This is a genomic window from Arthrobacter sp. K5 (assembly GCF_040448525.1).
Classification (GTDB): domain Bacteria; phylum Actinomycetota; class Actinomycetes; order Actinomycetales; family Micrococcaceae; genus Arthrobacter; species Arthrobacter globiformis.
In genome coordinates this window covers 2,678,799-2,704,277 of the sequence record NZ_CP159279.1, presented here as the reverse complement: position 1 = coordinate 2,704,277, position 25,479 = coordinate 2,678,799, and the positions used below count along the sequence as shown (strand labels likewise).

Genomic DNA, 25,479 nt, shown 5'->3' with positions numbered 1-25,479 from the left:
CGCCATGGCAGGGGCTGGTGCAAGGGCAGGAGCCGGGGGATACGACGGACCGTTGCCGGGCGTCCGGCACGGCACGTTCCTGATCGGCACAGCCCACATCCGTGCCGATGACATGGCCGCGGCAGCCGCCGATCCCGCGGTGGAGGTGGTCCTCAGTGCCGAAGCCCTCGAGCTTGTGGGCCTGTCCCGCGAGGTGGTGCAGGCCGCCATCGACTCCGGCCACCGCGTCTACGGCCTGAACACCCTGCTGGGTTCCGGCCGGGACACTCCCGTGGAGCAGGAATCCATCCTCGACTTCCAGCTGCAGGTGGTGCGCTACCACCACAGCGGCGTCGGCGAACTGCTGGACCGGGACGAAGTCCGCGCCCTCATCCTGGCAAGGCTCATCGGGTTCACCCGGGGCGGCTCGGGGGTGCGTCCGGAGACTGCCCGCTTCTATGCCGGGCTGCTCAACAGGGGCGTGGTGCCCGCCGTCCCGCGCGACGGGTCCGTCGGCTCGTCGGACCTCACCCAGTTGGCGGCGGTTGCCGCCGTCGCCATCGGTGAGGGACAGGCGCTTGCTCCCGACGGCGGCCTGCAGGACGGTGCGGAAGCGCTCACCGCCGCCGGGCTGGAACCGCTGGTGCTGGCGCCGGGCGAGGCCCTGGCGCTGGTCAGCGCCAACTCCTATTCGATCGGCGCCGGCGCGCTGGAGCTCCGCCGCATCCGGCGGCTCGCCGATCTGGCGGACACCGCGCTGGCGCTGTCCCTCGAGGCCACTGCCAGGTACGACGGCGGCGGGAACCTCAGCCCGTTCTCGCCGGCCGTGCAGTCGGCCAAGTCAGTGGACGGCCAGCGCATCTCGGCGGCCAACGTCCGGCGGCTGGTTCGCGGCGGCTGGCTGGAGGACCCGCGGCGGCAGGTATCGGTCCAGGACGCGCTGTCCTTCCGCGCCGCGCCGCAAACGCACGGTGCGTTCCGGGCGCAGGTCACGGCCCTGGCCGACGCGCTCGAGGTGGAGCTCAACGGCAGGGGCGACAACCCACTGACGGATGTCGCCTCCGGCCGGATGGTGTCCGGCGGAAACTTCCAGCCCATGCAGCTCGCCTTGGCGTTCGAGGCCCTGCGACTGGGACTGGCGCATGTCGGAATCAGCAGCGAGCGGCGGGTGGCCAAGCTCTATCCGCCGCAGCGCCTGATCCGGCAGCTCAACCTCGAGGCGGCCCGGGCCGGCACTCCACTCGCGTCCGAAGACCTGCCGGGACTGCTCTGGTACTCGGCTGCCGGCCTGCTGGCAGAGCTGAAGTTCCTGGCGGCGCCTGCCACCCTCGGTGCCCCCACCCTGTCCGCGGACGTGGAGGATCATTCCACCCTGGCCCCGCTGGCCCTCCAGCAGCTGGAGCGCTCGGTGGAGGCTGCGGCCAAGCTCCTGACCATTGAGGCGTTGACGGCCTCCTACCTGTTGGCGGAGGCGCAGGGCACGGATCTGCGGGAAGCGGAGATCCGGCAGCTTGGAGCAGGCACCGGCGCCGTCGTGGCGCGGCTGTCGGAGCTGTTGGCCGGGCAGCTGCCGGCGGCGGTGCTGGTTGACAGCACCCGTGCTGCGCTGGAGGAGCTGTTGGCAGAACTGCCCGAATTGCGGAGACCGGACGTGGGCGGGCCGAACGACCGTGGCCCGAACGAAATATATCCGGATGATGGGGGAGGAGAATCATGACCACCGTGACAGGAAGCGGCCGCCAGGCAAGGCATGTGGGGCAGGTACTGGATCCTGGGATGGACGCCGGTGCGGTGCTGGCACGGGTGGGGAACACTCCGCTGGTGCCGCTGGACGTGCTGAGCCGCGGGCTGGGGAGCACTGTCTTCGTCAAGCTCGAATCGGAGAACCCCGGCGGTTCCATCAAGGACCGGACCGCGTTGAGCATGGTCCGGGCGGCTGAGCGCAGCGGCGAGCTGCAGCCCGGCGGGACCATCGTGGAAAGCACCTCCGGGAACACCGGAATCGGGCTCGCGCTGATCGGGGCGCTGACCGGCCATCCGGTGGTGGTGGTCACGGGTGATTCCATTTCGTCGGAGAAGCTGGAGGCCCTCAACCGATACGGGGCGCGGGTGGTGTTCACCGACTGGAGCGCGCCGTCGGATTCGCCGGACAACGCGCGGGCGGTCGCGGCCCGGATCACGGCCGAAATTCCGGGCGCGTGGCGTCCGCTGCAGTTCGACAACCCGGCCAACCCGCGGGCGCACTATGAGGGGACGGCGCCGGAAATCTGGGAGCAGACGGCGGGCAGGGTGACGCACTTCGTCGCCGGCGTGGGCACCGGCGGCACCATCAGCGGGAACGGGCGGTACCTCAAGGAGAAGTCCGGCGGGCATGTGGAGGTAATCGGCGCGGACCCGTACGGTTCGGTCTACAGCGGCGGGCATCCCGGCCCGATCCTGGTGGACGGTGTGGGCAACTCCTGGCCCAAGCCCGACTGGCCGAAGGTCTTCGATCACGGTCTGCTGGACCGGTTCCTGCGGATTCCGAATGACGAGGTGTACACCACGCTGCACCGGCTGCTCAACGACGAAGGACTGTCCCTCGGGCCGTCGTCGGGCCTGACGGTGGCCGCAGCGCTCCGGGTGGCCAGGGCGGCGCCGCACGGGTCAGTGGTGGTGGCGATCGCCCCGGACACGGGCAGCAACTACCAGAGCAAGGCCTTCAACCCTGTGTGGCTGGCGGACAACCACATCCGCCTGGCCTCGGATCTTGCGGAGGACTAGGACCTGGCGGAGGACCGGACCCGCAGGAACCCGTCAGGAGGCAGGGCCGCTGGTGGCCGTCTCGCTTTCTGAACGGATCCAGGCATTCCAGTCCAGCGGGTGGACGGAGGGCCTGCCCAGCAGGTAGCCCTGCGCCGCGGCCATGCCGAGTTCGGTCACGGCCTCGAGTTCCTCCGGCGTCTCCACGCCCTGGGCGCCGAGTGCGGCATCGATGTACCGGGCGAGTTCGGCCATGGCAGCGGCCCTGAGCCGCTGGCCGGGCGAGCTTTCAATGCCCGCGATGAAGCTCCGGTCCAGTTTGATGACGTCCGGGTGCAGCTCCAGGACCTGGTCCATGGACGTGAAGCCGGCCTCGGCGCCGTTCACGGCGATCCGCAGCCCGCGGCGCCGCAGAGGAGCGATGGCGGCCGTCAGGGCCGGGTACTGGTCGAGGGGAATCGGGCCGTTCAGGTCGATGACGATCCGGTCCATGGCCAGCTGGGAATGTTCCAGCAGCCCCGTGATCCTTGGGTCCGCGCACGTTGCCGGTGTCAGGTTCAGGGCGATGAACATGTGGCCGGGCACCGCCTGCGCAGCAGAGAGGGCCCGGTGCAGTGCCGCGAGTTCAAGGTCTGTGCCCAGGCCGACGGACTCTGCCTCGTTGAACCAGTGGTCTGCGCTGGCGCCGTCGTCGCTGACGAAGCGAGTCAGGGCCTCGACCCCGATCACCTGCCCCTCCGGAAGCCGGCGGATCGGCTGGAACGCGGTCATCAGCATCTTGTCGGAAAGAATGGCTTCAATCCGGTTCCTGCTGCGCCGGGTAAAAGGAACCGGCTCAGGAGCAGCCACAGCCCGGGAAGGCACGCCGACCGGGATGGCACTGTTCTCGGCGTTGGCCAACTCTGTGGTGGCGGTGAGGTGCTCAAGCAGCACGTGTTCGGGATTATCCGGATGTGCCTCGAACAGGGCGCGCAGCTGGGCGCGGGTCCACTCGCTAGCCGGATCGGTCTCGGCGAGCAGTTCGGTGATGATCTGGCGGGCTTGCCAGCGCACGGAAATTCCACCCATGTCCCCCGGCAGCGCTGCCTGGGCCCCCAGGCCCGTGGGTGGTGAGTTTGTCCATGCGGGAAGGGAATTCTCGTCCCAAGACATCGGCTATTCCTTTATACGTACTCATTCCGGCTGAGCCCGGAACCAGGCCGCGTGCCATTACCCCTGCGGGTACGGGCAGTTGGCCGTGGAAGAAGACTACAACGCAGGGCACCGGCTTGTCCCAGATTTTTTCGAACGGTGCCCTTTTGTTACTACTCGATGCCGGCAAACAGCTCGTTCAGCTCGGCGGTCAGCTGCTTGCGGAGCGCCGGCGTGCCGATTTCGCGTCCGTCAATGTGGTTGACCGGGGCCAGGAGGCGGATGCTGGAAATCAGCCACACGGCGTCGGCGTCCACCAGGTCCTGGGGCTTCAGCGGGCCGTAGCCCAGTTCCCAGCCGGCGGCCTTGGCGGCGGCGAACAGGGCGCCCTGCGAGGTTCCGGGAAGGATGCCGCTGTCCAGCTGCGGCGTGACGAGCCGCTTAACTGTTGCGCCGCCGTCGTTCTTCTCCACGTTCGCCAGCAGCACGGTGGACGTGGGGCCCTCCAGCACGCGGCCGTCCGAGGACGTGAAGATGACGTCGTCCGCGCCCTGCTTGTGGGCGTGGCGCAGCGCGGCCATGTTCACCGCGTAGGACAGGGTCTTGGCGCCGAGCAGCAGCCACGGGGCACGCTCGGCCGCATCGCTGTCATAACCGCGGTCAAGGAGGATGACGTCGATGCCGGTCTCGCGCTGGCGCCGGCCGGCCGCGGCCACGGGGGAGACCTGCACCCAGCAGGTGGGGGCGGCGGCGCCCTCGACGCCGCGGGTGACGATGAGCTTGACCACGGCCTCGTCCAGCTCCGGCGAGGGGGCGGGGTTGTCGGAACGGAACGCCGCGACGCCGGTCTGGACTGCCCGGCGCCAGTCGTCCTGCCCCGGAATCTCAAGGTCCAGTGCCTGGGCCGAGCGGGCCAGCCGGTCCAGGTGTGCCTGGATCTTCCGTGTGTGGCCGGCGACGGCGAGCATGGACTCGAATACCCCGTCACCGCGGGTGGCGCCCAGGTCAGTGGCCATCAGCTGCGGCTTTTCGGGGTCGGCAAGCCGGCCGTTCACATAGTCGGGATCCAGGAACACCAGCACTGTGTGGGAGGTACGAGAGCTCATGCCTCAAGCTTAGTGCGGCCGGCGCCCGATAGGCTGGCCTCACCGCTCCATCCGGAATGGCTGCGAAGGCAAGAAATAACGGGGGTTTCAACTGTGTTGTGGCCATTTCCGCTGGCGGAAACACTGCCGGCCTGGCTGATCCTGCTGCTCAGCGGCGTGGATCTGGTCATCCGGGTCCTGGCCGTGGGCATCATTCCGGGCAACCGGCGGCCCACCACGGCCATGGCCTGGCTGCTGGGCATCTTCTTCGTGCCGGCCCTGGGGCTGATCCTCTTTCTGCTCTTCGGCAACTTCAAGCTCTCGCGCCGCCGCATCGAACAGCAGCAGCAGGTTAACGAGCGGGTCCGCGCCGGCAGTGCGGCGCTTTCCGATGTTGCCAGTGAGTATTCGGGTCCCGAGTGGGTTCAGTCGGCGGCCGAACTCAACCGCCGGCTCGGGTCGATCCCGCTGGTGGACGGCAACCATGTGGAGCTGATTCCCGGTTACCCCGACTCCATCCGCGCCATGACCGAGGCCGTCCGGAAGGCCAAGCGCTTCGTCAACGCCGAGTTCTACATTATGAGCACGGACCACGTCACGGATGACCTCCTCACGGCCCTCGAAGAGGCGGCGGACCGCGGCGTCGAGGTCCGCGTGCTGTTCGACCACATCGGAACGCTGCGCGTGAAGGGGTATAACAGGCTGCTGAAGCGCCTCAGGGCCAGCCGCATCCAGTGGCGGCGGATGCTTCCGCTGCTTCCCATCCACGGCCAGTGGCGCAGGCCGGACCTGCGGAACCACCGCAAGATCATGGTGATCGACGGCGAAGTCGCCTTCACGGGGTCGCAGAACCTGATCGAGCCCTCCTACAACAACCCCAAGCACCGCAAGGCAGGCCGGGAGTGGATCGAGCTGATGGCCTGCCTGCGGGGCCCGATCGTTCCCACGCTCAACGTCGTCTTCGCCACCGACTGGCTCAGCGAGACCGACGAGTCACTCGAGGACCAGCTGCAGGTGTCTGCCGAGCCGTCGCCGGGTGGCGTCACGGCCCAGGTGGTGCCCAGCGGCCCCGGCTTCACCACCGAGAACAACCTCCGGCTCTTCAACACGCTGATCTACTCGGCGCAGCACCGGATTTCCGTCTGCAGCCCCTACTTTGTGCCGGACGATTCCCTGCTCTACGCGATCACCACCGCGGCGCAGCGCGGCGTGGACGTGGAACTGTTCGTCTCGGAGAAGGGCGACCAGTTCCTGGTCCACCATGCCCAGCAGTCCTACTACGAGGCCCTGCTGCGGGCCGGCGTCCGGATCTACCTGTACAAGGCCCCGTTCGTGCTCCACGCCAAGCATTTCACCATCGACGACGAGGTGGCTGTCCTGGGTTCCAGCAACATGGACATGCGCTCCTTCTCCCTGAACCTGGAGGTTTCGGTGATGCTTGTGGGTGCGGACATCGTGAACAGCATGCGCGCCGTGGAGGACACCTACCGCGACATCTCCCACGAACTGCGGCTCGAGGACTGGATGCGCCGGCCTCTCGCGGCAAGATACGTGGACAACGTAGCCCGCCTCACGGCCACGGTCCAGTAAAAGCGCGCCAGCAGCCCGCGACCTCTGGAGCGGCTTAGAGGCCCTTTAGCCCGCGATATCTGTACAAAAACTCAATCCGGGAAGGCCGACCCGAGGGTGGAGAGCACGCCGTAGGCCTTGGTGCGGATCTCCTCGTACTCGTCCTGCGGCACGGAATCGGCCGTGATGGCCCCGCCGACGCCGAGGCTGAGCCTTACCTTTCCGCCTTCGCCGCCGTCCTGCATCACCAGGGTACGGATGGCCACCGCCAGATCTGTGGCCCCGTTCAGCGAAAAGTACCCGATCGCGCCCGAATAGACGCCGCGCGGGCCCTCCTCCAGCCCGTCCAGGATGGCCATGGTGCTGATCTTCGGCGCCCCGGTCATGGAGCCGGCCGGGAAGCAGGCGGCCACGGCTTCGGCCCGCGGCGACCCCGGCAGGAGTACGGCGTCGATGGTGCTCACCAGCTGGTGGACCGTGGCATAGCTTTCGATCTCGCACAGCCGGCTGACGGTCACCGATCCGGGCTCGGCGAAGTGGCTGAGGTCGTTCCGGAGCAGGTCCACGATCATGATGTTTTCCGCCCGGTCCTTCAGGGACGTGGCCAGATCCTCGCGCAGGGCGGCGTCGGCGTCCGGGTCAGCAGCCCGGCGGCGGGTTCCCTTAATCGGCTCGGCGCGCATGCCGCCGTCGGACGCTATCCGCAGGAAGCGCTCCGGCGACGTGCTGGCCACCGTGAGCCCGCCGAACCGCAGGTAGCTTGCAAACGGCGCCGGGTTCCGCCGGCGCAGTGCCAGGTATGCGGCCCACGGGTCGAGTGCCGGCACCTCCGCAGCGAGGGTGGTGGTGAGGCAGACCTCGTACGAATTCCCCTCGGCGATCTGATGCTGTGCCTCGGCGATCTTGCGCTTGTAGCTCGTCTCGGTGTCGCGGCCGGCAAACGTCGGGGCTGCGGCGTTCGCCGCCGGAAGTACGACGCCGGTGCTGCCGCCGGATTCTGCTGCGGCGGCCACCGCCTCACGGGCGCGGTCCAGCCAGGCCGCGGCATCCGGCGCGTCGAGGGCAAGCAGCCACACCGTGTTGTCCGTGTGGTCCAGGACCACGCCCCGGCCGGCAAAGATCAGGCCCGCATCAGGCGCATCCGAGGGGATGTCGTGCCCGCCGGTTTCCCGCTTGAGCTCATATCCGAGGTAGCCCAGCCAGCCCAGCGCAAAGTCGCACGGGTAGTCCTCCGGCCCGCGTACGGCCTTCCGTCCCCACACGGTCTCCAGCCAGCGGAAGAACGGGCCGGACACATTGGCCGTGGCGCATCCGGCGGTGATCCGGGTGACCCCGGAACTGTGCAGGACAGACTGGCCGAACGTGCCGCCGTCGTCCGCCAAAATACTGAAGCGGCTGCGTTCCGCCGCGGGGGTTTCCTTGCCGGGACCGGCTGTTCCGGCCAAACGCAGGGAGGAGTCCAGCCAGACGGCATTGCCGGACGTCGCGTACAGCGCCTGGAAAAGTATGGCGGGATCAGGACTGGCCTCGATGCGTTCCGACAGCAGGCGCAGGCCGCGCCGCGAGGAGAGCTCGGGAACCAGAGCCGTGGTGAGCGCCGGGAGGTAAGTAAGTGCCTGCAGGGCGTCCGCGGGGGCGGTGCCGTCCGCACGGTTGAGGACCCGGACATGGGCATACTGCGGGATGTCGTCCGCGGCCAGGAGTTCCGCCTCCTGCCCGGCCCACTGGTCCCAGAACGGCTCGTACGTCTCGCCGTCACGTGCCAGCGCGCGCGTGCGGCGCTCGCCGTCGGGGGCATCCGCCCAGATGACGGCATCCAGATGCGGTCTGGCGGCGGCTGCGGCGGCCCCAACACCCTCGACGATCACGATCTCGGCGGGCAGCGTGACCCGCGGGTCGCCGTCGTGATGGTTTTCCCAGTCCCAGCTGACCCACGTGGCCGCTTCGCCGCGGCTCAGGGGAGCCAGCACCGTGGTGACGTAGCGTTCGATGCCGGCCGACAGTCCGTCCCAGCCGGGATAGATGTCCTCCAGGTGGAACAGCGAGACTTTGTGGTGGTTCCGCAGTGTGGCCGCGAGCTCGATGGCCAATGTGGTTTTACCTGCGCCGGACCGCCCGTCAATGGCGATGATCACAGGTGCGGGGGTCATGAAATAGAGCGTACCTGCTGGCTGTCCCTAACCTGGTCGTTGTGAAGCGGGCTGCCGCCGGCCGGGTGGCCGTGGCGCTTGCCGCTGCAGGCCCGGTGCCAGTCCATCCGTACATTCACCGGGCAGGGGCCGCGACGGTGCCGGCCTCGTTCCGGTCAGCGGCGGGTGCGTCCTGCGCGATTGCGTCCTGCACGTAGCGGACGATGCCCGGGACAGCAGCCTGGACCTGGTCCCAGACTGCGTCGAAGTCGGCGTGGCCGCCGTACCAGGGGTCCTCGATGCCCTGCTCGAGCGGATCGCCGTCCTCCAGGGCGGGGTCGAAGCTGCGGAGCATGCGGATCCGGGACAGCGACTCGTCGTCCGGGGCCGAGGCCCGCAGCCAGCCATAGTGGTCCACGTCCAGCGCCAGTATGAGGTGCCGTTCGGTGAACCAGTCGGATTGCCATTCCCGTGCAACGTGACGGTCCGAGAAAAGGTTGTGGGCGGTGAGTTTCCGTGCAGCCCGCGGATCGATGGGGCGTCCGACCTCGTAGGCAGTAGTGCCTGCCGAATCAACGATCACGACGTCGGCGAGCCCGGCCTCCGCGAAGGCGGCACTTAGCATCAGCTCCGCCATGGGCGACCGGCAGATGTTACCCGTGCAGACGGCGATGACGCGGTATGGGCTCGTCGTTGAGTTCATTGGCTAAGCATGGAGGATGCCAACCCCGCTTGGCTAGTAAGTGCCCTTATGATCGGCGCTCTGCGTAAAGTTGGCTGGCCTGGCCGTCACAAAAGTGCGCCGGGGGTGCTTCGTGGTCAGTGGATGAATGCCAGCAGCACGCCCACCGCGACGAACAGGACACCGAAAATCCGGTTCAGAACGGTTTGGCCGTGGGCATTGTGGGTAAAGCGCTGGAACGATTTTGCCGCCGCCGCGAAGAAGAACCACATGACGAGGACGTCGATGAGCACCACGGTCGCGGCGAGCACGGCGTACTGGGGCAGGAGCGGGCTGGCGGGCCGGATGAACTGCGGCATGAAGGCCAGGAAGAACACGATGGCCTTGGGGTTGAGCAGGTTGACCCACAGTCCCCGCCGGAACATGGACCAGGCCGGCTCGTTCCGGAGCGCTGCGACTTTCTCCTGGTCCAGGTCAGGTTTGCGCAGGAACTGCCTGATGCCGAGGTACACCAAATAGGCGGCGCCGGCGTAGCGGATGGCGTTGAAGGCGACCGGGGAGCCGGCAACCAGGACGCCGACGCCGAGGGCCACAACGATGACGTGCAGGATCAGGGCGGCCTGTTGCCCCAGAATGCCCCAGATGGAGCGCTTGAATCCCGCGGTCAGCGAGTTGCTCATGGTGTTGATGGCACCTGCGCCCGGCGTGAAGCTGATGAGGACGCCGGCACCCGCGAGGGCCAGCCAAAGGGAGAGTTGCACCCATCAAGTTTAGTCGGCCCCCGGGGCGGGGCGTTCCGCTCACACGCGTGGCCCGCCTCACGCCCGGGCGATGACCTCGCCGTTGGGAATGAGGAACCAGCCGTCGTCGGTGGAGCCCCAGCGGTGCCAGCCGGCCGAGATGCGTGTGAGGTCGGCCTCCTGCGCGAAGCCGTACTCGAGGGCCTGCTCCGCGAAGGCGGAATGCAGCACGCGCTCGCCCCACACCCTGGCCTGCCAGCGGCGTTGCTGCCCGGTGGCGTAGAGCCAGTTGCTGCTGGTCGGCGCCACATCCGTGAAGCCGGCGGACTGGGCCCACGAGACGAGCCGGCGGCCGGCGTCGGGCTCGGCACCGTTCCGGCGGGCGATCCGCTGGTAGAGCTCCATCCACTCGTCGAGCTCGGAAATGGCGGGATACCAGCTCATGCCGTGGAAGTCCGCGTCACGGACGGCAACGATGCCGCCGGGCCTGGCCACCCGCCGCATTTCCCGCAGCGCCTCCACCGGATCGGTCAGGTGCTGCAGGACCTGGTGGGCGTGGACCACATCGAAGGTGTCGTCCTCGAAATCAAGGTCGTAGATGTTGCCGGCTACAAACTCAACGTTCTTCACTCCGCGGTCGGCTGCCAGCTCGCGGGCGTGGGTGATCACATCGGGGGAGCGGTCCAGTCCCGTCACCTTCCCGGGGGCCACCAGAAGCGCGAAGTCGCACGTGATGCTGCCCGGCCCGCACCCGACGTCGAGCACCGACGCGCCGGGGGTGAGGTGCGGGATGACGAACGCGGCCGAATTCTCCGCCGTCCGCGAGGCGTGGGCCCGGACCACGGACTCGTGGTGGCCGTGAGTGTAGACATCTTCCGGCTGCTGCGCGCTCATAGGGAAACGCTACTCCTTCTCCGCACCTCGGGCAGGTAGTGGAAGGGGGCGTTATGGCGCGCCGGAAGCTTCCTGGCTGGCCTGGACCGTTGCGGCGATCATCGCGTCCATGAACCGGGCGGCCGTCTCGAGTTCCTGCGCGGTGAACCCGGCCATGGCGCTGTCCATGCGGCGGGCAAGCGGCAGGAACATGGCGGAGCCGTCCCGGTACGCCTTGTCCGTCATCCGGAGCTGCACCTGCCGCCGGTCCTGCCCTTCACGGACGCGGACCAGGTGCCCGGAGCCGCACAGCCGGTCAACCAGTGCCGTGGTGGCCGGGGAGCTGAGGTTCAGTTCCTTCCGCAGCGTTCCCGGGGTGACGACGTCGCCGTTCGCTGCGTGCCTCATGACGGCGGCGAGGGCATTGAGGTCGGTCCGGTGCATGTCGTTCCGGCCGCCTGCAGAATCAACGTAGCGGTTGGCCTCCAGGGTGAACTCCTGCAGCAGCCGTACCAGGAGGTGCTGCGCGCCCGGGGCGGAGGGTCCGTCGGACTGCCGCGGGGTGTCAGGCTTCTCGGCCACGTCCGCCTCCTCTCCTCAGTGTTGCCTTCCGGAGTTTACCGTCCGGCCGTCCGCACTCCATGGGAAGTTCGTATGTATCTCCATGGTAGAGATAGTCTAAGCTGGAAGCATCATTGACGGCGGCCCGCGTGGCTGTCACGCCCAGGAGGTCTTCCGCATGAACCATGCAGCCCGTACCCCCACCATTCCGTTCTGGCTCCGGTGGCTCATCCCGGCAGTCCTCGTCGTCGGCTGGGTTGCCATTGCCGGGGTCGGCGGACCCACGTTCGGCAGGCTGGATGAGGTTTCGTCCAATGACCAGGCGTCCTTCCTCCCGGCCGGCGCGGAGGCCACCGAGGCCCGCGAGTGGCAACAGAAGTTCCAGGACTCCGGCGAGGTGCCCGCCGTCGTCGTTATTGAAAGCGGCAGCGCCCTCACGCCTGCCCAACTGGGCACGGCCGCCGGCCTGAAAGCCGCGCTGGAAGACCTGCAGCTGGGCAGCACCGTGGTGGGGCCGGTGCCTTCTCAAGACCGGAAGGCCGTGCAGTACATCGTGTCTGTGGCGGCGGCGGAGCCAGCGGACGCCGTCGAAGAGTTGCGCAACGAGGTCCGGGCGGCGGCTCCGGACGGCATGCAGATTTTCGTCACCGGTCCTGCCGGGCTCGCGGCCGACCTCACGGGAGCCTTCGCCGGCATCGACGGCATCCTGCTGCTCGTCGCGCTGGCGGCGGTATTTATCATCCTCCTGGTCGTGTACCGCTCCCTGCTCCTGCCCTTCGCCGTGCTCCTGACGTCGGTGTTCGCGCTGTGCGCCGCCATCCTGCTGGTGTTTGGCATGGCGAAGGCGGGCTGGATCCAGCTCAACGGCCAGAGCCAGGGCATCCTCTCCATCCTGGTGATCGGCGCCGCCACAGACTACGCCCTGCTCTACGTGGCCCGTTTCCGTGAAGCACTCGAGCACACGGCCAACCGCACCGCCGCCGCACTCGCCGCCTGGCGGGCCTCCTTCGCGCCGATCCTGGCATCCGGCGCCACGGTTGCGATCGCCCTGCTTTGCCTGCTGTTTTCCGACCTCAACTCCAACAAGGCGCTGGGCCCGGTGGCGGCCGCCGGCATCGTGTGCTCCCTTGTCGCCTCGCTCACCCTGCTCCCTGCCTTCGCGGCACTCCTGGGGCGTGCCGCCTTCTGGCCGTTCCGGCCCAGGCTCCTGCCCGACGAGGCGCATGAGCCGGAGCTGACCACCGGGCTGGAGGGCCAGCGCGGGCTCTGGCGTGCCACCGGAACACTGGTGTCGCGGCGTCCCCGCACTGTGTGGGTGGCATCCGTTCTCCTGCTGGTCGCGGCCTCGGCCGGGATCCTGCAGCTGAAGGCCAACGGCGTGCCGCAGACCGCCGTCATCCTCAGTGCCTCCAACGCCGTCGACGGGCAGGACGCCTTGGCGCGCCACTTCGACGCCGGCAGCGGCAGTCCCGCGGTCATCGTCGCCAGCCAGGGGAAAGCCGGCGAGGTCCTCGAAACCGTCAAGGCCACCAGCGGCGTGGGGGCCGCCTACCTCCTGGCCGAGGGCGGCGCGCCCATCACGGGAGCCCCGGGAACGCCTGCCAGCCCGGAAGTGCGGGACGGCCGGGTGCTCCTGAACGCCACCCTCGACTTCGCAGCCGATTCTGATGCTGCGGAGAATGCCGTGGCAGCGATGCGGACCAGCGTGAAAAGCGTGGACCCCGGCGCCCTCGTCGGCGGCGTGACCGCCACCGCCCTGGACACGAACACCACGGCCCAGCGCGACCTGGCCACCATCATCCCCGTTGTCCTGGCCGTCATTCTGCTCATCCTCATGGTGCTGCTGCGGTCTGTCCTCGCACCCGTCCTGCTTGTCGCCTCGGTGGTTCTGTCCTATGCGGCCGCGATGGGCGTTTCGGCCCTCGTGTTCAACAACATCCTGGGCTTCCCCGGAGCCGATGCCACCGTGCCGCTGTTCGGCTTCGTGTTCCTGGTGGCACTGGGTGTGGACTACAACATCTTCCTGATAAGCCGGGTCCGCGAGGAATCGCTGAAGCACGGGACCCGGCCTGGGATTCTGCGCGGACTGGGAGTGACCGGCGGAGTGATCACCTCGGCCGGGGTGGTCCTGGCCGCCACGTTTGCGGCCCTTGGCGTCATCCCCATCATGTTCCTGGTGCAGCTGGCCTTCATCGTGGCATTCGGGGTGCTGCTGGACACCGTCCTGGTGCGCTCGCTCCTGGTGCCCGCCCTGGCTTACGACCTGGGCCGGCGCATCTGGTGGCCGGGTAAACTCAGCCGGCCCGAAGCGCAGGAAGCCAGCAAGCTGGAAGGCCGTGCGGAAGTTTCCATCCGCTAAACGGCCGCCTGGGCCCGTCCCGTCCCTGCAGTGAGCTCCGAACGCCACCACTCCACCGTCTCCCTGGCTGCCACCTGCAGGGGAGTCGGGTGAAGACCCAGCTGTTCCTCGCTGGCCGTTGAATCCATCACGAACGGCCGCTGGAACTGGTAGAGCACCTCGCCGAGCTCCCGCATGTCGGCGGAGAACAGCCCAAGGGCGCGCAGGGCCCATCCCGGTATCGCGTTGACCTTCGCGGATGGCACGCCGGCGGTTGCGGCGAAGGCTTGAGCGATCTGGCGCTGCGTGAGCGGCGGGTTGGTGGGCGCGTGGAGCACCCGGTTCCACAGCTCAGGCTTCCCCGCGGCCCCGATCATTGCCGCGGCCAGATCGGGAACGTACGTGAAGGAATGCGGCTGGTCCGCGCTTCCCACCACCTGCAGAGGGCGACGGGCGAGGACGGCCGGCACCATGCGCTCGCCGGCGTGTGCCATCCGGACCCGGGGGCCGAAGAAATCGCCAGCCACCACGGACACGGTGTCAGCGGCGCTCGCCGCCCGTGCCCGCAGCAGCGCGGCGCGGACGCCGCGTTTGCCGCCTCCCGCCTCCCGCGGGCTGTTTTCGGTCATCACCCGCTCCGGATCGCTGTAGGAGTAAAGGCTTTCGGGAAAAACGACGACGGCGCCCGCCTCGCCTGCCGCCGCCAGGACCGTCTGTTCGGCGGCGGGCAGCTCCCGTTCCCAGGCCGCGGCGCTGTAGGAGGAGGCGTGGACGCAGTGGAAGACCGCCGCCGCACCCTCGAAAGCGTCACCCAGCAGGCCCGGGTTGGAGACATCCACCTGCAGTTTCTCGACCAGTGGGTGGCCGGGCCCGCCGCCGGAGCGGGTAAGAACCCGGACGCGCTCGCCCCGCTCCGCCAGCTGCTCGGCCACCGTCCAGCCCACAGGGCCGGCGCCGGTGACCACATAAAGACCGGACATAAATATTTCTCCTTCGTGCGGGTGGTTCCGGATGGTCCCAGGCGGTAAATGAGAGTACCGCTCTCGAAATAAGGATGCTGCCGCCGGCAAGCAAAGTCAAGAGCAGTGCTCTCATTTGTTGACACTGCTCTGATTCATGCCATGCTGGGCTGATGCCAGCCACCTCCCAGACCGACGGCGGGGAAATCCGTACGCCGCGTGAACGCGCCCGGGCGCAGACCATCGCCGACATCATCCGGCTGGGCCGGCAGCACCTGGCGGAACATGGGGCCGCCGCCCTGTCGCTCCGCGCCGTCGCCCGCGACCTGGGCGTGGTCTCCTCCGCCGTCTACCGGTACGTCGGGAGCCGCGACGAACTGCTGACCCTCCTGCTCGTGGATGCCTACAACGACCTGGGGGATGCGGTGGAGGCCGCCGTCGGGTCCGTCCCTGCGGAAGAGTCCAGGGGCCGGTTCGCTGCGCTGGCCCGCGCTGTCCGCGGGTGGGCCCTCCGGGAGCCTGCGCGCTACGGCCTCCTGTTCGGCAGTCCGGTGCCGGGCTATCAGGCTCCGGCGGAGCGGACCACGGCGCCCGGCACGCGGGTGGTCAACAGTTTGGTGCAGATTCTGGACACCGCGCACCGGGCCGGACGCCTTGCCGAGCGCGGGCCTTCCGTGCTGCCGGCGCCCCTGGCCGCCGATCTCGAGGCAATCCGGCGTGAGCTGGGCGCGGAGGTCCCGGGCGCCCTGCTGGCCCGCGGCACCCTCGTCTGGACCTCACTCTTTGGAGCCGTCAGTTTTGAAGTATTCGGGCAATATGGCGCCGGTACTTTTTCCGCGCCGGATGAACTGTTCGAGCACCACATAGCCGTCCTCGCTGATCTCGCCGGACTGTAATTCGGCCGCATCGGACCCGGCCTGGCAGCCCCATGCCTGGCCTCTGTTGCCGCCCGCGCCGGCTGAGTAGACTTCCACTGCGCCCGAACCAGGCGCAGCCCAGTCCTTTCGAAGGAGTGATCAACCGATGACCGAAAACAGTGAATCCGGCGACGCGGGCAGGACGCACAACAGCTCCAGGAATCCGGCACTCGAAGGGGGCGGCGGCCAGTACGTGGAGGGTGATTACGGCGATGCCGGCGTGGCAGGGCAGGAATCCGCCGCCGAGCCCAAGGGCGAATACCCGGCAGGGGACTATGGCGACGCCGGAACTGTTGAGCCGTCCGCCGAGGTGGAAGAAGGCGAGTACCCGGAAGGCGACTATGGCCGGGCCGGAACCGTCGGCCAGGAGTTGCCCGGGGAAGAGGAAGGCGAATACCCCGAGGGTGACTACGGCGCCGCCGGCACGGCCCCCGAAGGCGGCGCCGCCGAAGATCTGAAGGATGAGCTGATCGGCGGCCAGGTCAATGCGCCGCGGAACGACGACGGCGGCACATCCTCGGGAGGCTAGGCGCAGGTTCACGCTGGGCGAAATCCGGCAGCCGATTATCGAAGAACCCCCGGTTTACGCGGAAATACCGTGTAGCAGCCGGGGGTTCTTCCGTGCAGCGGCGTCGCCTAAAAGGCAAAGTTGAGCGTCCTCGACTCAAGTTTGGTTGACTTAAATTGCGGGCTGAGTAAAGTTGAGTGCAGATCGCTCAAGGAAGTGGGCGAGCCCAAGTTTCCACGGAAAGAAGGAAGCAACACATGTCACGTGCAGTAGGTATCGACCTCGGAACCACCAACTCCGTCGTCTCCGTTCTCGAAGGTGGCGAGCCCACCGTTATTGCCAACGCCGAGGGTGGCCGCACCACGCCGTCGGTCGTTGCGTTCTCCAAGTCGGGCGAAGTCCTGGTCGGCGAAATCGCCAAGCGCCAGGCCGTCAACAACATCGACCGCACCATCGCCTCCGTCAAGCGCCACATGGGCACCGACTGGTCCGTGGCCATCGACGACAAGAAGTACACGGCCCAGGAAATCTCCGCCCGTGTCCTCATGAAGCTGAAGAACGACGCCGAGTCCTACCTTGGCGAAAAGGTCACCGACGCTGTGATCACCGTTCCCGCCTACTTCAACGACGCCGAGCGCCAGGCAACGAAGGAAGCCGGCGAGATCGCCGGCCTGAACGTCCTGCGCATCGTCAACGAGCCCACCGCGGCCGCCCTGGCCTACGGCCTGGACAAGGGCAAAGAAGACGAACTCATCCTGGTCTTCGACCTCGGTGGCGGCACGTTCGACGTCTCCCTGCTGGAAGTCGGCAAGGACGAGGACGACTTCTCCACCATCCAGGTGCGCGCCACCGCCGGTGACAACCGCCTCGGCGGCGACGACTGGGACAACCGCGTCGTCGACTACCTGCTGAACCAGCTCAAGGTCAAGGGCATCGACCTGTCCAAGGACAAGATCGCCCTCCAGCGCCTCCGCGAAGCTGCCGAGCAGGCCAAGAAGGAACTCTCCTCCTCCACCAGCACCAACGTTTCGCTCCAGTACCTCTCCGTCACCCCGGACGGCCCGGTCCACCTGGACGAGCAGCTGACCCGCGCCAAGTTCCAGGACCTGACCAAGGACCTGCTCGAGCGCACCAAGAAGCCGTTCCACGACGTCATCAAGGAAGCCGGCATCAAGCTTTCCGACATCGACCACATCGTGCTCGTCGGCGGTTCCACCCGCATGCCCGCCGTCTCCGACCTGGTGAAGGAACTGGCCGGCGGCAAGGAGCCGAACAAGGGCGTCAACCCGGACGAGGTTGTGGCTGTTGGCGCAGCCCTGCAGGCCGGCGTGCTGAAGGGTGAGCGCAAGGACGTTCTCCTGATCGACGTCACCCCGCTGTCCCTGGGCATCGAAACCAAGGGCGGTGTCATGACGCACCTGATCGAGCGCAACACCGCCATCCCCACCAAGCGGTCGGAGACCTTCACCACGGCTGACGACAACCAGCCGTCCGTGGCCATCCAGGTCTTCCAGGGCGAGCGTGAGTTCACCCGCGACAACAAGCCGCTGGGCACCTTTGAGCTGACCGGCATCGCGCCGGCCCCGCGCGGCGTCCCGCAGGTCGAGGTCACCTTCGACATTGACGCCAACGGCATCGTGCACGTTTCGGCGAAGGACAAGGGCACCGGCAAGGAACAGTCCATGACCATCACCGGCGGCACCGCGCTCTCCAAGGAAGACATCGACCGCATGGTCAAGGACGCCGAGGAGCACGCAGCCGAGGATAAGGCGCGCCGCGAGGCCACCGACACCCGCAACACCGCCGAGCAGCTCGCCTACTCCGTGGACAAGCTGATCGCCGACAACAGCGACAAGCTGCCTGAAGAGGTCAAGACCGAGGTCCAGGCCGACGTCGACGCCCTCAAGAAGGCCCTCGAAGGCACCGACGACGCCGCCGTCAAGACCGCGTTTGAGAAGCTGCAGGCTTCCCAGACCAAGCTCGGCGAGGCCATCTACGCCCAGGCAGGTTCTCCGGACGGCGCCACCGGCGCCGCGGGTGCTGAAGGTGCTCCGGCCGGCGAAAGCAAGGCTGACGAGGACATCGTCGACGCCGAGATCGTTGATGAAGAAGAGAAGAAGTAGCCATGCCGCATCACGGTAACGAAGAAGAGCACAACTCTTCCCGAGACCAGAGCAGCAAGCGCGACGAGCCGGTCATCCGGGACCACCGCAAGGTGGATCCGGTGACCGGGGAGGCCCGGCATCCGGAGGGCGCACAGTCCTCCGCGCCGGATGCGGATTCCGACGGCGACGCCCTCGCCCAGGCTGAGGAAATCCTCAACCAGGTTGAGGTGCCCGCCGAGGAGTCCGTGGCGCAGGGGGTTGCGGCAGGCTCAACCACCGGCGAGGCGGCGGAGCTGAAGAACGACCTGCTCCGCCTGCAGGCCGAGTACGTCAACTACCGCAAGCGCGTTGAACGCGACCGCGCCGTGGCAGGGGAGATGGCCGTCATCGGCGTCCTGAACTCCCTGCTCCCGGTGCTGGACGACGTCGACGCCGCCCGCCAGCACGGTGACCTCGCGGACGGCCCGTTCGCCGCGATCGCCGCCAAGCTGGAGAATGCGCTGAAGACGTACGGCCTGACCCGCATCGATGAGACCGGCGTGGAGTTCGATCCGACCATCCACGAAGCCCTCATCCAGCAGCCCGGCGATGACATCGAAGTGGACACCGTCAGCCAGGTGCTCCGCTCCGGCTACAAGTCAGGCGAGCGGGTCCTCCGCGCAGCACAGGTGATTGTCGCGGTACCTGCGTAGTCTTATCTCCACGCCTCCGCGGATGAGGGGGCCCCGCCCCTACGCGTGGCGGCTTTGGTCCTACGGACCTAAGCCGCCACGCTCCGGTAGGCCCGAAGCCACTCCCGGGCCCCCTCATCCGCTGCGGCGTTCGGCGGTAATCTCGCCTTATCGTTTTGCACATTTGAAAGGAAACGCCATTGGCTAGCCAGGACTGGGTGGACAAGGACTTTTACAAGATCCTTGGTGTTGCCAAGGACGCTTCCGACGCTGACATTAAGAAGGCTTACCGGAAGCTCGCGCGGCAGTTCCACCCTGATACGAACTCCGGGGATACTTCTGCAGAGAAGAAGTTCAAGGACATTTCCGAGGCGTACTCCGTGCTGTCCGATCCTGATGAGCGGCAGCAGTATGACGCCATCCGGGCCATGGGAGGCGGCGCCCGCTTTGCCCCGCACGGCGCCGGCAGCACCGCGAACGGCGGCTTCGAGGACCTCTTCGGCGGCCTGTTCACCGGCGGCGGCGGCCGGCACTCCGGCGGCTTCAGCACCGCCGGCGGCGTCCCGCCCGAGTTCGCCGACCTGTTCGGCGGCGGCTTCGGTGGCGGCCCTGCCGGTTACCAGCGCGCACCGCAGAAGGGTGCCGACCGGACGGCCAGCACCAGCATCTCCTTCGCCGGGTCCATCCGGGGCACCACCATCGGGCTGCGTGAACCGGACGGCGAGGTCATCGACGTGCGGGTGCCCGCGGGCATCAAGGACGGCCAGAAGGTGCGCGTGCGCGGCAAGGGCCAGTACGGCCCGGCTGGCAACGGCGACCTGCTGGTCACCGTCAACGTCAAGAACCATGACTTTTACACGCGCGACGGCGACAACCTCCGGATCCACGTGCCCGTCAGCTTCCCGGAGGCTGCCTTGGGTGCCGACATCGAGGTTCCCACGATCGACGGCGAACACGTCCGGGTCCGCGTTCCTGCCGGCACCCCGTCGGGGCGCACGCTCCGGGTCAAGGGCCGCGGCGTGAAAACGTCGAAGGGCACCGGGGACCTGCTGGTGACCATCGACGTCGCCGTACCGCAGAACCTGAGCAAGGAAGCCGAGGAGGCCGTGAAAGCATTCGCAGCCGCCACCACCGGCGCGGATGTCCGCCAGGGCCTGGCAGCCAAGGCCCGGCTTTAGGGGCGGGTGCCGGCCGTGGACATTAATTTCGATCAGCCGATCTTCGTCATCTCGGTGGCCGCCGAGCTCGCCGACATGCACCCGCAAACACTCCGCCAGTACGACCGGCTGGGCATCGTTTCGCCCAGCCGGGCACCGGGCAAGTCCCGCCGGTACTCCCAGCGGGACGTGAACCGGCTCCGTGAAGTGCAGCGGCTGTCCCATGAGGGTGTTTCGCTCGAAGGCATCAAGCGCATCCTGGAACTCGAAAACCAGGTTGCTGCCCTGCAACACCGGGTGAGCGAACTGACCCAGGAACTGGCCCGCCGTCGTGAGCCGTTGGAGTCCCGGATCTTTGCCGCCGGCGCCGCCGGTGACGTGGTGAGCCTGGCGCGCGGCCAGCGCCCCCGGCCCCGTTCGCAGGCCGTGGTGGTGTGGCGGCCGCGTGGCGACCTCTAGCCATCCCGGTCTAGCCGTCTCCGCCTGGCATCCCCCATTGCCAGAACCGGGTGCAGTGCCACAATAGGGTGCAGCGCCGGAACGGGGCCACCAGCCGCAATGCCGCGGTCCCGGCTCCCGGCAGAAGGGACGCAGGGTCATGACCTACATCAAGGACTTTGACCAGCTGGGACGCAGCGATTTGGACGAGGCAGGCGGCAAAGGCGCCAACCTCGGTGAGCTGTCCCGGGCCGGGTTCCCGGTGCCGCCGGGCTTCGTGCTCACCACGGCGGCCTACCAGGACTTCGTCAACGCCAACGGGATCGCCGGCCGCATCCTTGAGCTCGCCGCCCTCCCCGCCGGTGCCTCCAACGACGACTATGACGCCGCCGCCGGGCAGATCCGCGCCCTCTTCGCCGAGAGCACGATGCCCGAGGAGATCGCCGGCGAACTCCGCGCGGCCTACGGGCGGCTGAGCCACCAGACGCTGGACCACCAGGCGGCGGCCGGATCAGGTGACGGGGCCGGCGCGGAGCCCGGCGACGGCCACGCCGCGCGGGTGGCGGTGCGCTCCTCGGCCACCGCGGAGGACCTCGCCTCGGCCAGCTTCGCCGGCCAGCAGGACACCTACCTGAACGTCTCCGGGCACAACGCCGTCGTCGCTGCCGTCATTGACTGCTGGGCGTCGCTGTGGAACGCCCGCGCCATGGCATACCGCTCACGGAACGGCTTCGATCCCGCCACCGTGCGCCTCGCCGTCGTGATCCAGGAGATGGTCGATGCCGGTGCCGCCGGCGTGCTGTTCACGGCCAACCCCGCTACCGGCCGCCGCGACCAGGTGGTGATCAGCGCTGCCTGGGGGCTTGGCGAATCAGTGGTCAGCGGGGCCGTCACCACGGACGACGTAGTGGTGGATGCCGCGACGGGCCGCGTGGAGCAACGCAGGACGGCGGACAAGGACGTCATGACCGTCTACGACGGAACAGGCACCAGGGAGCAGCCGGTGCCCGAAGCGAAGCGCCGGGAGCCCGTGCTCGATGACGACCTGGCGGTCGCGCTGGCCCGCCAGGGAACGGCCATAGCGAAACACTTCGGGGTGCCCCAGGACATCGAGTGGGCGCAGGCGGCAGGGGACTTCTTCATCCTGCAGGCCCGTCCCATCACCGCCCTGCCCGAGCCCTCGGCCGACGCCCCGACGCAGTGGCCGCTGCCCTACCCGAACGGGATGTACTTCCGGGCCAGCATCGTAGAGCAGTTGCCGGACCCGTTATCGCCCCTGTTCGCCGACCTCATTGACGGCGCTGTGGTGCGGTCGCTGAATGCCCTGTTCAGCGAGGCATTCGGCAAGAGCGTCGTGCGGCCCGGGGACGTCTCGCTGCCCACCGTCAACGGCTACGCGTACTACTACTACAACAACGCCGGAATGCGGCGGGTCATGGGCAAGTCGCTGACGGCGATGCGCGCTCTGGCCCAAGGCAAGGCCCACATGGGAATCAAGGGCTGGCGCGATCACTCGCACCCGAAGTACCGCGGACTCGTGAAGTTCTGGGCGGCCAAGTCGCCCGCCGACCGTCCGGCCACCGAACTGCTGGAGGGCATTTCGGCGCTGCTGGACGCCGGCGCCGCGTACTACACCGCCGTGCAGTCCATCATCCCTATCGCCGCAACCAGCGAGATCATGTTCCGGGGCTACTACGACAAGCTCGTCCGGCGGCCCGGCGATCCGTCCGCGGAGGTCTTTCTCCTTGGCTACGACAGCGAACCCATCCGCGCGGAGAAATCCCTGTACGACCTTGCGGCGTGGACCCGCGAACGGCCGCAGCTTGCCTCGGCCGTCACGGAAGGATCAGCGGCCGGCATCGCCGACGCTCTCCGCGCCGGCACGCTTCCCGCGGGCGTGGACGGAGCCCCGGCTGTGGATCCGGAACAGTGGGACGAGTGGCGTTCCCGCCTCCAGCGGCACCTGGACCGGTACGGGCATGCCGTCTACAACCTGGACTTCATCAACCCTGTGCCGGCCGATGACCCCTCCGCCCTGCTGGAGACCCTGAGGTACTTCGTGCGGGGGCAGGGGAAGGACCCGCACGAGCGCCAGCAGCGGTCCGCCGACCGGCGGGAGGAACAGAGCCGGCTGGTCAGCGCCAGGCTGGGGCCGCGCCGCCGCGCTGTCTTCCGCAGGCTGCTCCGCTGGGCGCAGAAGGCGGCGCCCGTCCGTGAGGACGCCCTGGCCGACGTCGGACTGGCCTGGCCGTTGATGCGCCGGATGCTGCTGGAACTGGGGGAGCGGCTGACGGCCTCGGGCGTCATCGGGACGCCGTCGGACATCTTCTGGCTACGGCTCGACGAACTCCGCAACGCCATCGACTTCGGGCTGGCCACGCCCGGCGCGGCCATCACCGGCACGGACCGGCCGGTGCGGGCTGAGGCCGTTGAACAGCGGAAGATGCTGTGGCGTGGCCAGCGGAAAGCGGCTGCCCCGCAGTTGCTCCCCGAGAGCCGCTGGATGGAGCGGGCCTTTGGCAGCATGATGCCAGCCCGATCGGTGCAGCAGGCCGGGAACGTCATCACCGGCGTGGGCGCGAGCTCCGGGCAGGTGAGCGCGCAGGCCCGGCTGCTGCACGGCCCCGACGACTTCGCCAGCATGCGGCCCGGCGAGGTGCTGGTGGCACGCATGACCACCCCCGCCTGGACACCGCTGTTTGCGATGGCGTCCGGCGTCGTCACGGACGTCGGCGGGCCGCTGAGCCACAGCTCAATCGTCGCCCGGGAGTACGGCATTCCTGCCGTCCTTGGAACGGGGGTGGCCACCCGGCGCGTGTCCAGCGGACAGCAAGTTAAGGTCGACGGCGACGCCGGCACCGTCACGCTCGACGGTTCCGGGACCGTCGAAGGTACGGGCAGCTGACTGCGGGGCATGCTTCCCGCGGGGGCACCTTCTCGGCGCCGTCGGGGAGCCGAACCGCTGGTTGAACTTGTCGAAACCAACCCGCGCAACCAGCGGAGCCGCCCCTGGGATGGTCTGCCCTGCGCTCCGCAAAATTGTCGGTGCCCCCTGCCATGCTGTGGGTATGGAAAGCACGGCAGTGGTGGAAACGTGGGAGGGCATTGAGTCCTCCGTTGCTGTGCTGGCCGGTTTTGTCCGCGCGGCCGCCGGGGGTGATGGCCAGGCACCCGGTGATGGCCACGCGCCCGGTGATCTGGCCGCTGTGGATCCCGCTGCGGGTGATCCGCTCCGGGATCAGGCGGACGCGTGTTTGGACGGCATGGCGGAGCTGGGCAGGTTGGAGGCCCGGCTGGCGGCTCTGAAAGTCCGTTTGGTCGCGGGGTATTCCACCCTTGACGAGGCCTTGGTGGTACCGTCGAGTTCGAGGCAGGAGGGCAGCGCCCGGGAAATGTCCGTGACCGCTGAGGTCGCGGGTGCCCTGAGCGTGAGCGAACGCAGTGCCGGTGCCCTGCTGTGCGAGGCGCATACCCTGACCGCCGAGCGGCCGATGACGCTGACTGCGCTGGGGGTAGGGAGGATTTCGCTGCAGCATGCGCGGGTGATGTGTGATGAAACAGCCAACCTGGAGCCCGCCGCGGCCGCCGCCCTGGAGGCCCATTTCCTCGACCCGCACGCGCCTAACCCGGCGCGCGGCTGCCCCGCCGGGGAGCAGGCACCGGGGAGGTTCCGGGCCAGGGCACGTGCCTGGCGGGAGCGGCATCATCCGGTGAGTATCGAGGCCCGCCACCGCAAGTGTGCGAAGGACCGGCGGCTGGAGTATGCCCCGGACCGGGACGGCATGGCCTGGCTCTCGGCGTACCTGCCCGCGGACCAGGCCGCCGGGATCTGGGACCGCACCACCGCCGCCGCCCGCGCCCTGCAGGGACCTGCCGAAACACGGACCCTGACCCAGCTGCGGGCTGATGTGGCCGCCGGATGGCTGCTCGCGCCGGCCCAGGGGATTGACGGCCCGGCCACAGGTTCTCTGCCGGCAGACGCCCTATTCGCTGGTTCAGCGCGTCCCGGTCATGTGCCGTCTCCGCGGGCGCAGGTCCTGGTCACGGTTCCGGTGTTCTCGCTGCTCGGACAGACGGAGGAGCCGGCGGTGCTTGACGGGTACGGGCCGATCCCGCCGTCCATGGCCCGCCGGCTCGTCGCTGACGGCTGCACGTCCTTCCTGCGGGTCCTGACCGACCCTCGGGACGGGGCACCGCTGGAGATCGGACGCACCAGCTACCGATTGACGAAGCCGATGCGCCACTGGCTCCGGCTCCGAGACGCGCATTGCACGTTCCCCAACTGCAACAACCACTCCCTGGACAACGACGCCGACCACATCCTGGCCTGGGCCGACGGCGGGACCACCGGGATCACCAACCTGGGCCAGCCCTGCCCCAAGCACCACCGCCTGAAACACACGTCGGGGTGGAGACCGGTCGATGCCACCCGCGAGAGCCCGCCCGGCTGGATCTCACCCGCGGGACGGTCCTACCCAGCGGAACAACAGGACTGGGAACCACCCCACTGGCCCGATAGCCTCAAGCCAGACAGACCCGGCCCGGTCAGCCCGGCGCCCCGCAGCTTCGAGTCCGACAGGCCCGGCCCGGTCAGCCCGGCGCCCCGCAGCTTCGAGTCCGACAGGCCCGGCCCGGTCAGCCCGGCGCCCCGCAGCTTCGAGTCCGACAGGCCCGGCCCGGTCAGCCCGGCGCCCCGCAGCTTCGAGTCCGACAGGCCCGGCACGGTCAGCCCGGCGCCCCGCAGCTTCGAGTCCGACAGGCCCGAGCGTGGCGGCCCCGAGCCTGACTGTGTCGAGCCGGACAGCCTCGAGAACCTTGGCCCACCGCTGCCTGTGGAGCCGTTGCCCGGCTGGGCACCAACTACGGCCGCCTAAAAGCGCGTGCCTCATGTCAGC

Annotated in this window: 20 protein-coding genes; 12 read left to right on the top strand and 8 right to left on the bottom strand. The window is 68.4% G+C overall.

The window, feature by feature from the left end:
- Positions 1 to 4: 4 nt before the first annotated feature.
- Together ABRP34_RS12255 and ABRP34_RS12250 are read left to right on the top strand one after the other, a co-directional pair.
- Positions 5 to 1,696: an aromatic amino acid ammonia-lyase gene (locus ABRP34_RS12255; RefSeq protein WP_353710400.1), complete on the top strand. Its 1,692-nt coding sequence runs from the start codon at positions 5 to 7 to the stop codon at positions 1,694 to 1,696.
- On the top strand, positions 1,693 to 2,742 hold the full coding sequence (locus tag ABRP34_RS12250) for a cysteine synthase family protein (protein WP_353710399.1): 1,050 nt from the start codon (positions 1,693 to 1,695) through the stop codon (positions 2,740 to 2,742). Before ABRP34_RS12255 ends, ABRP34_RS12250 begins: the two co-directional genes overlap by 4 nt.
- Positions 2,743 to 2,775: 33 nt before the next feature.
- Here the strand turns inward: ABRP34_RS12250 and ABRP34_RS12245 are convergent, their stop codons facing one another.
- A complete protein-coding gene (locus ABRP34_RS12245; RefSeq protein WP_353710398.1) occupies positions 2,776 to 3,873 on the bottom strand; it encodes an EAL domain-containing protein in 1,098 nt (365 codons plus the stop codon).
- Between the two features lie 152 nt (positions 3,874 to 4,025).
- The gene (locus ABRP34_RS12240) at positions 4,026 to 4,958 is read right to left on the bottom strand and encodes an aminodeoxychorismate lyase (RefSeq protein WP_003803221.1); all 933 of its coding nucleotides are present in this window, start codon (positions 4,956 to 4,958) and stop codon (positions 4,026 to 4,028) included.
- 93 nt (positions 4,959 to 5,051) lie between these two features.
- On the opposite strand from ABRP34_RS12240, the gene cls reads away from it, so the two are divergent.
- Positions 5,052 to 6,527 carry a cardiolipin synthase gene (gene cls, locus ABRP34_RS12235; RefSeq protein ID WP_353710397.1) on the top strand — a complete coding sequence of 492 codons (1,476 nt, stop codon included), beginning with the start codon at positions 5,052 to 5,054 and terminating at the stop codon, positions 6,525 to 6,527.
- A gap of 71 nt (positions 6,528 to 6,598) precedes the next feature.
- Here the strand turns inward: cls and pabB are convergent, their stop codons facing one another.
- From pabB to ABRP34_RS12210, 5 genes are all read right to left on the bottom strand, one after another.
- Positions 6,599 to 8,656, bottom strand: coding sequence for an aminodeoxychorismate synthase component I (pabB, locus tag ABRP34_RS12230; RefSeq protein ID WP_353710396.1), 2,058 nt, complete (start codon positions 8,654 to 8,656; stop codon positions 6,599 to 6,601).
- 115 nt (positions 8,657 to 8,771) lie between these two features.
- On the bottom strand, positions 8,772 to 9,338 hold the full coding sequence (locus tag ABRP34_RS12225; protein ID WP_353710395.1) for a low molecular weight protein-tyrosine-phosphatase: 567 nt from the start codon (positions 9,336 to 9,338) through the stop codon (positions 8,772 to 8,774).
- A gap of 116 nt (positions 9,339 to 9,454) precedes the next feature.
- The gene (locus ABRP34_RS12220; protein ID WP_003803213.1) at positions 9,455 to 10,078 is read right to left on the bottom strand and encodes a LysE family transporter; all 624 of its coding nucleotides are present in this window, start codon (positions 10,076 to 10,078) and stop codon (positions 9,455 to 9,457) included.
- Between the two features lie 57 nt (positions 10,079 to 10,135).
- Positions 10,136 to 10,951, bottom strand: a complete 816-nt coding sequence (locus tag ABRP34_RS12215) for a methyltransferase domain-containing protein (RefSeq protein WP_353710394.1) — start codon at positions 10,949 to 10,951, stop codon at positions 10,136 to 10,138.
- 51 nt (positions 10,952 to 11,002) lie between these two features.
- Positions 11,003 to 11,512, bottom strand: coding sequence for a MarR family transcriptional regulator (locus ABRP34_RS12210; RefSeq protein WP_353710393.1), 510 nt, complete (start codon positions 11,510 to 11,512; stop codon positions 11,003 to 11,005).
- Positions 11,513 to 11,669: 157 nt separating this feature from the next.
- On the opposite strand from ABRP34_RS12210, the gene ABRP34_RS12205 reads away from it, so the two are divergent.
- The gene (locus ABRP34_RS12205) at positions 11,670 to 13,850 is read left to right on the top strand and encodes an efflux RND transporter permease subunit (RefSeq protein WP_353710392.1); all 2,181 of its coding nucleotides are present in this window, start codon (positions 11,670 to 11,672) and stop codon (positions 13,848 to 13,850) included.
- Here ABRP34_RS12205 and ABRP34_RS12200 read toward each other — a convergent pair.
- Positions 13,847 to 14,809, bottom strand: a complete 963-nt coding sequence (locus ABRP34_RS12200; protein ID WP_353710391.1) for an NAD-dependent epimerase/dehydratase family protein — start codon at positions 14,807 to 14,809, stop codon at positions 13,847 to 13,849. The two genes, ABRP34_RS12205 and ABRP34_RS12200, sit on opposite strands and share 4 nt — an antisense overlap.
- Before the next feature lie 152 nt (positions 14,810 to 14,961).
- On the opposite strand from ABRP34_RS12200, the gene ABRP34_RS12195 reads away from it, so the two are divergent.
- The 8 genes from ABRP34_RS12195 (at position 14,962) to ABRP34_RS12160 (ending at position 25,458) form a co-directional block, all read left to right on the top strand.
- Positions 14,962 to 15,684: a TetR/AcrR family transcriptional regulator gene (locus tag ABRP34_RS12195; RefSeq protein ID WP_353710390.1), complete on the top strand. Its 723-nt coding sequence runs from the start codon at positions 14,962 to 14,964 to the stop codon at positions 15,682 to 15,684.
- 127 nt (positions 15,685 to 15,811) lie between these two features.
- The gene (locus ABRP34_RS12190) at positions 15,812 to 16,234 is read left to right on the top strand and encodes a hypothetical protein (RefSeq protein ID WP_353710389.1); all 423 of its coding nucleotides are present in this window, start codon (positions 15,812 to 15,814) and stop codon (positions 16,232 to 16,234) included.
- Between the two features lie 236 nt (positions 16,235 to 16,470).
- Complete coding sequence (gene dnaK, locus ABRP34_RS12185; protein WP_353710388.1) at positions 16,471 to 18,336, top strand: molecular chaperone DnaK; 1,866 nt, start codon at positions 16,471 to 16,473, stop codon at positions 18,334 to 18,336.
- 2 nt (positions 18,337 to 18,338) lie between these two features.
- Complete coding sequence (locus tag ABRP34_RS12180) at positions 18,339 to 19,010, top strand: nucleotide exchange factor GrpE (protein WP_003803197.1); 672 nt, start codon at positions 18,339 to 18,341, stop codon at positions 19,008 to 19,010.
- A 179-nt stretch (positions 19,011 to 19,189) separates the two neighbouring features.
- Positions 19,190 to 20,167, top strand: a complete 978-nt coding sequence (locus ABRP34_RS12175; protein WP_353710387.1) for a DnaJ C-terminal domain-containing protein — start codon at positions 19,190 to 19,192, stop codon at positions 20,165 to 20,167.
- 15 nt (positions 20,168 to 20,182) lie between these two features.
- Complete coding sequence (locus ABRP34_RS12170) at positions 20,183 to 20,605, top strand: helix-turn-helix transcriptional regulator (RefSeq protein WP_043419124.1); 423 nt, start codon at positions 20,183 to 20,185, stop codon at positions 20,603 to 20,605.
- A 139-nt stretch (positions 20,606 to 20,744) separates the two neighbouring features.
- Positions 20,745 to 23,489 carry a PEP/pyruvate-binding domain-containing protein gene (locus ABRP34_RS12165; RefSeq protein WP_353710386.1) on the top strand — a complete coding sequence of 915 codons (2,745 nt, stop codon included), beginning with the start codon at positions 20,745 to 20,747 and terminating at the stop codon, positions 23,487 to 23,489.
- Positions 23,490 to 23,652: 163 nt separating this feature from the next.
- Entirely contained in the window at positions 23,653 to 25,458 is a 1,806-nt protein-coding gene (locus tag ABRP34_RS12160; protein ID WP_353710385.1) for a DUF222 domain-containing protein, read from the top strand.
- The last annotated feature ends 21 nt before the right edge of the window (positions 25,459 to 25,479 follow it).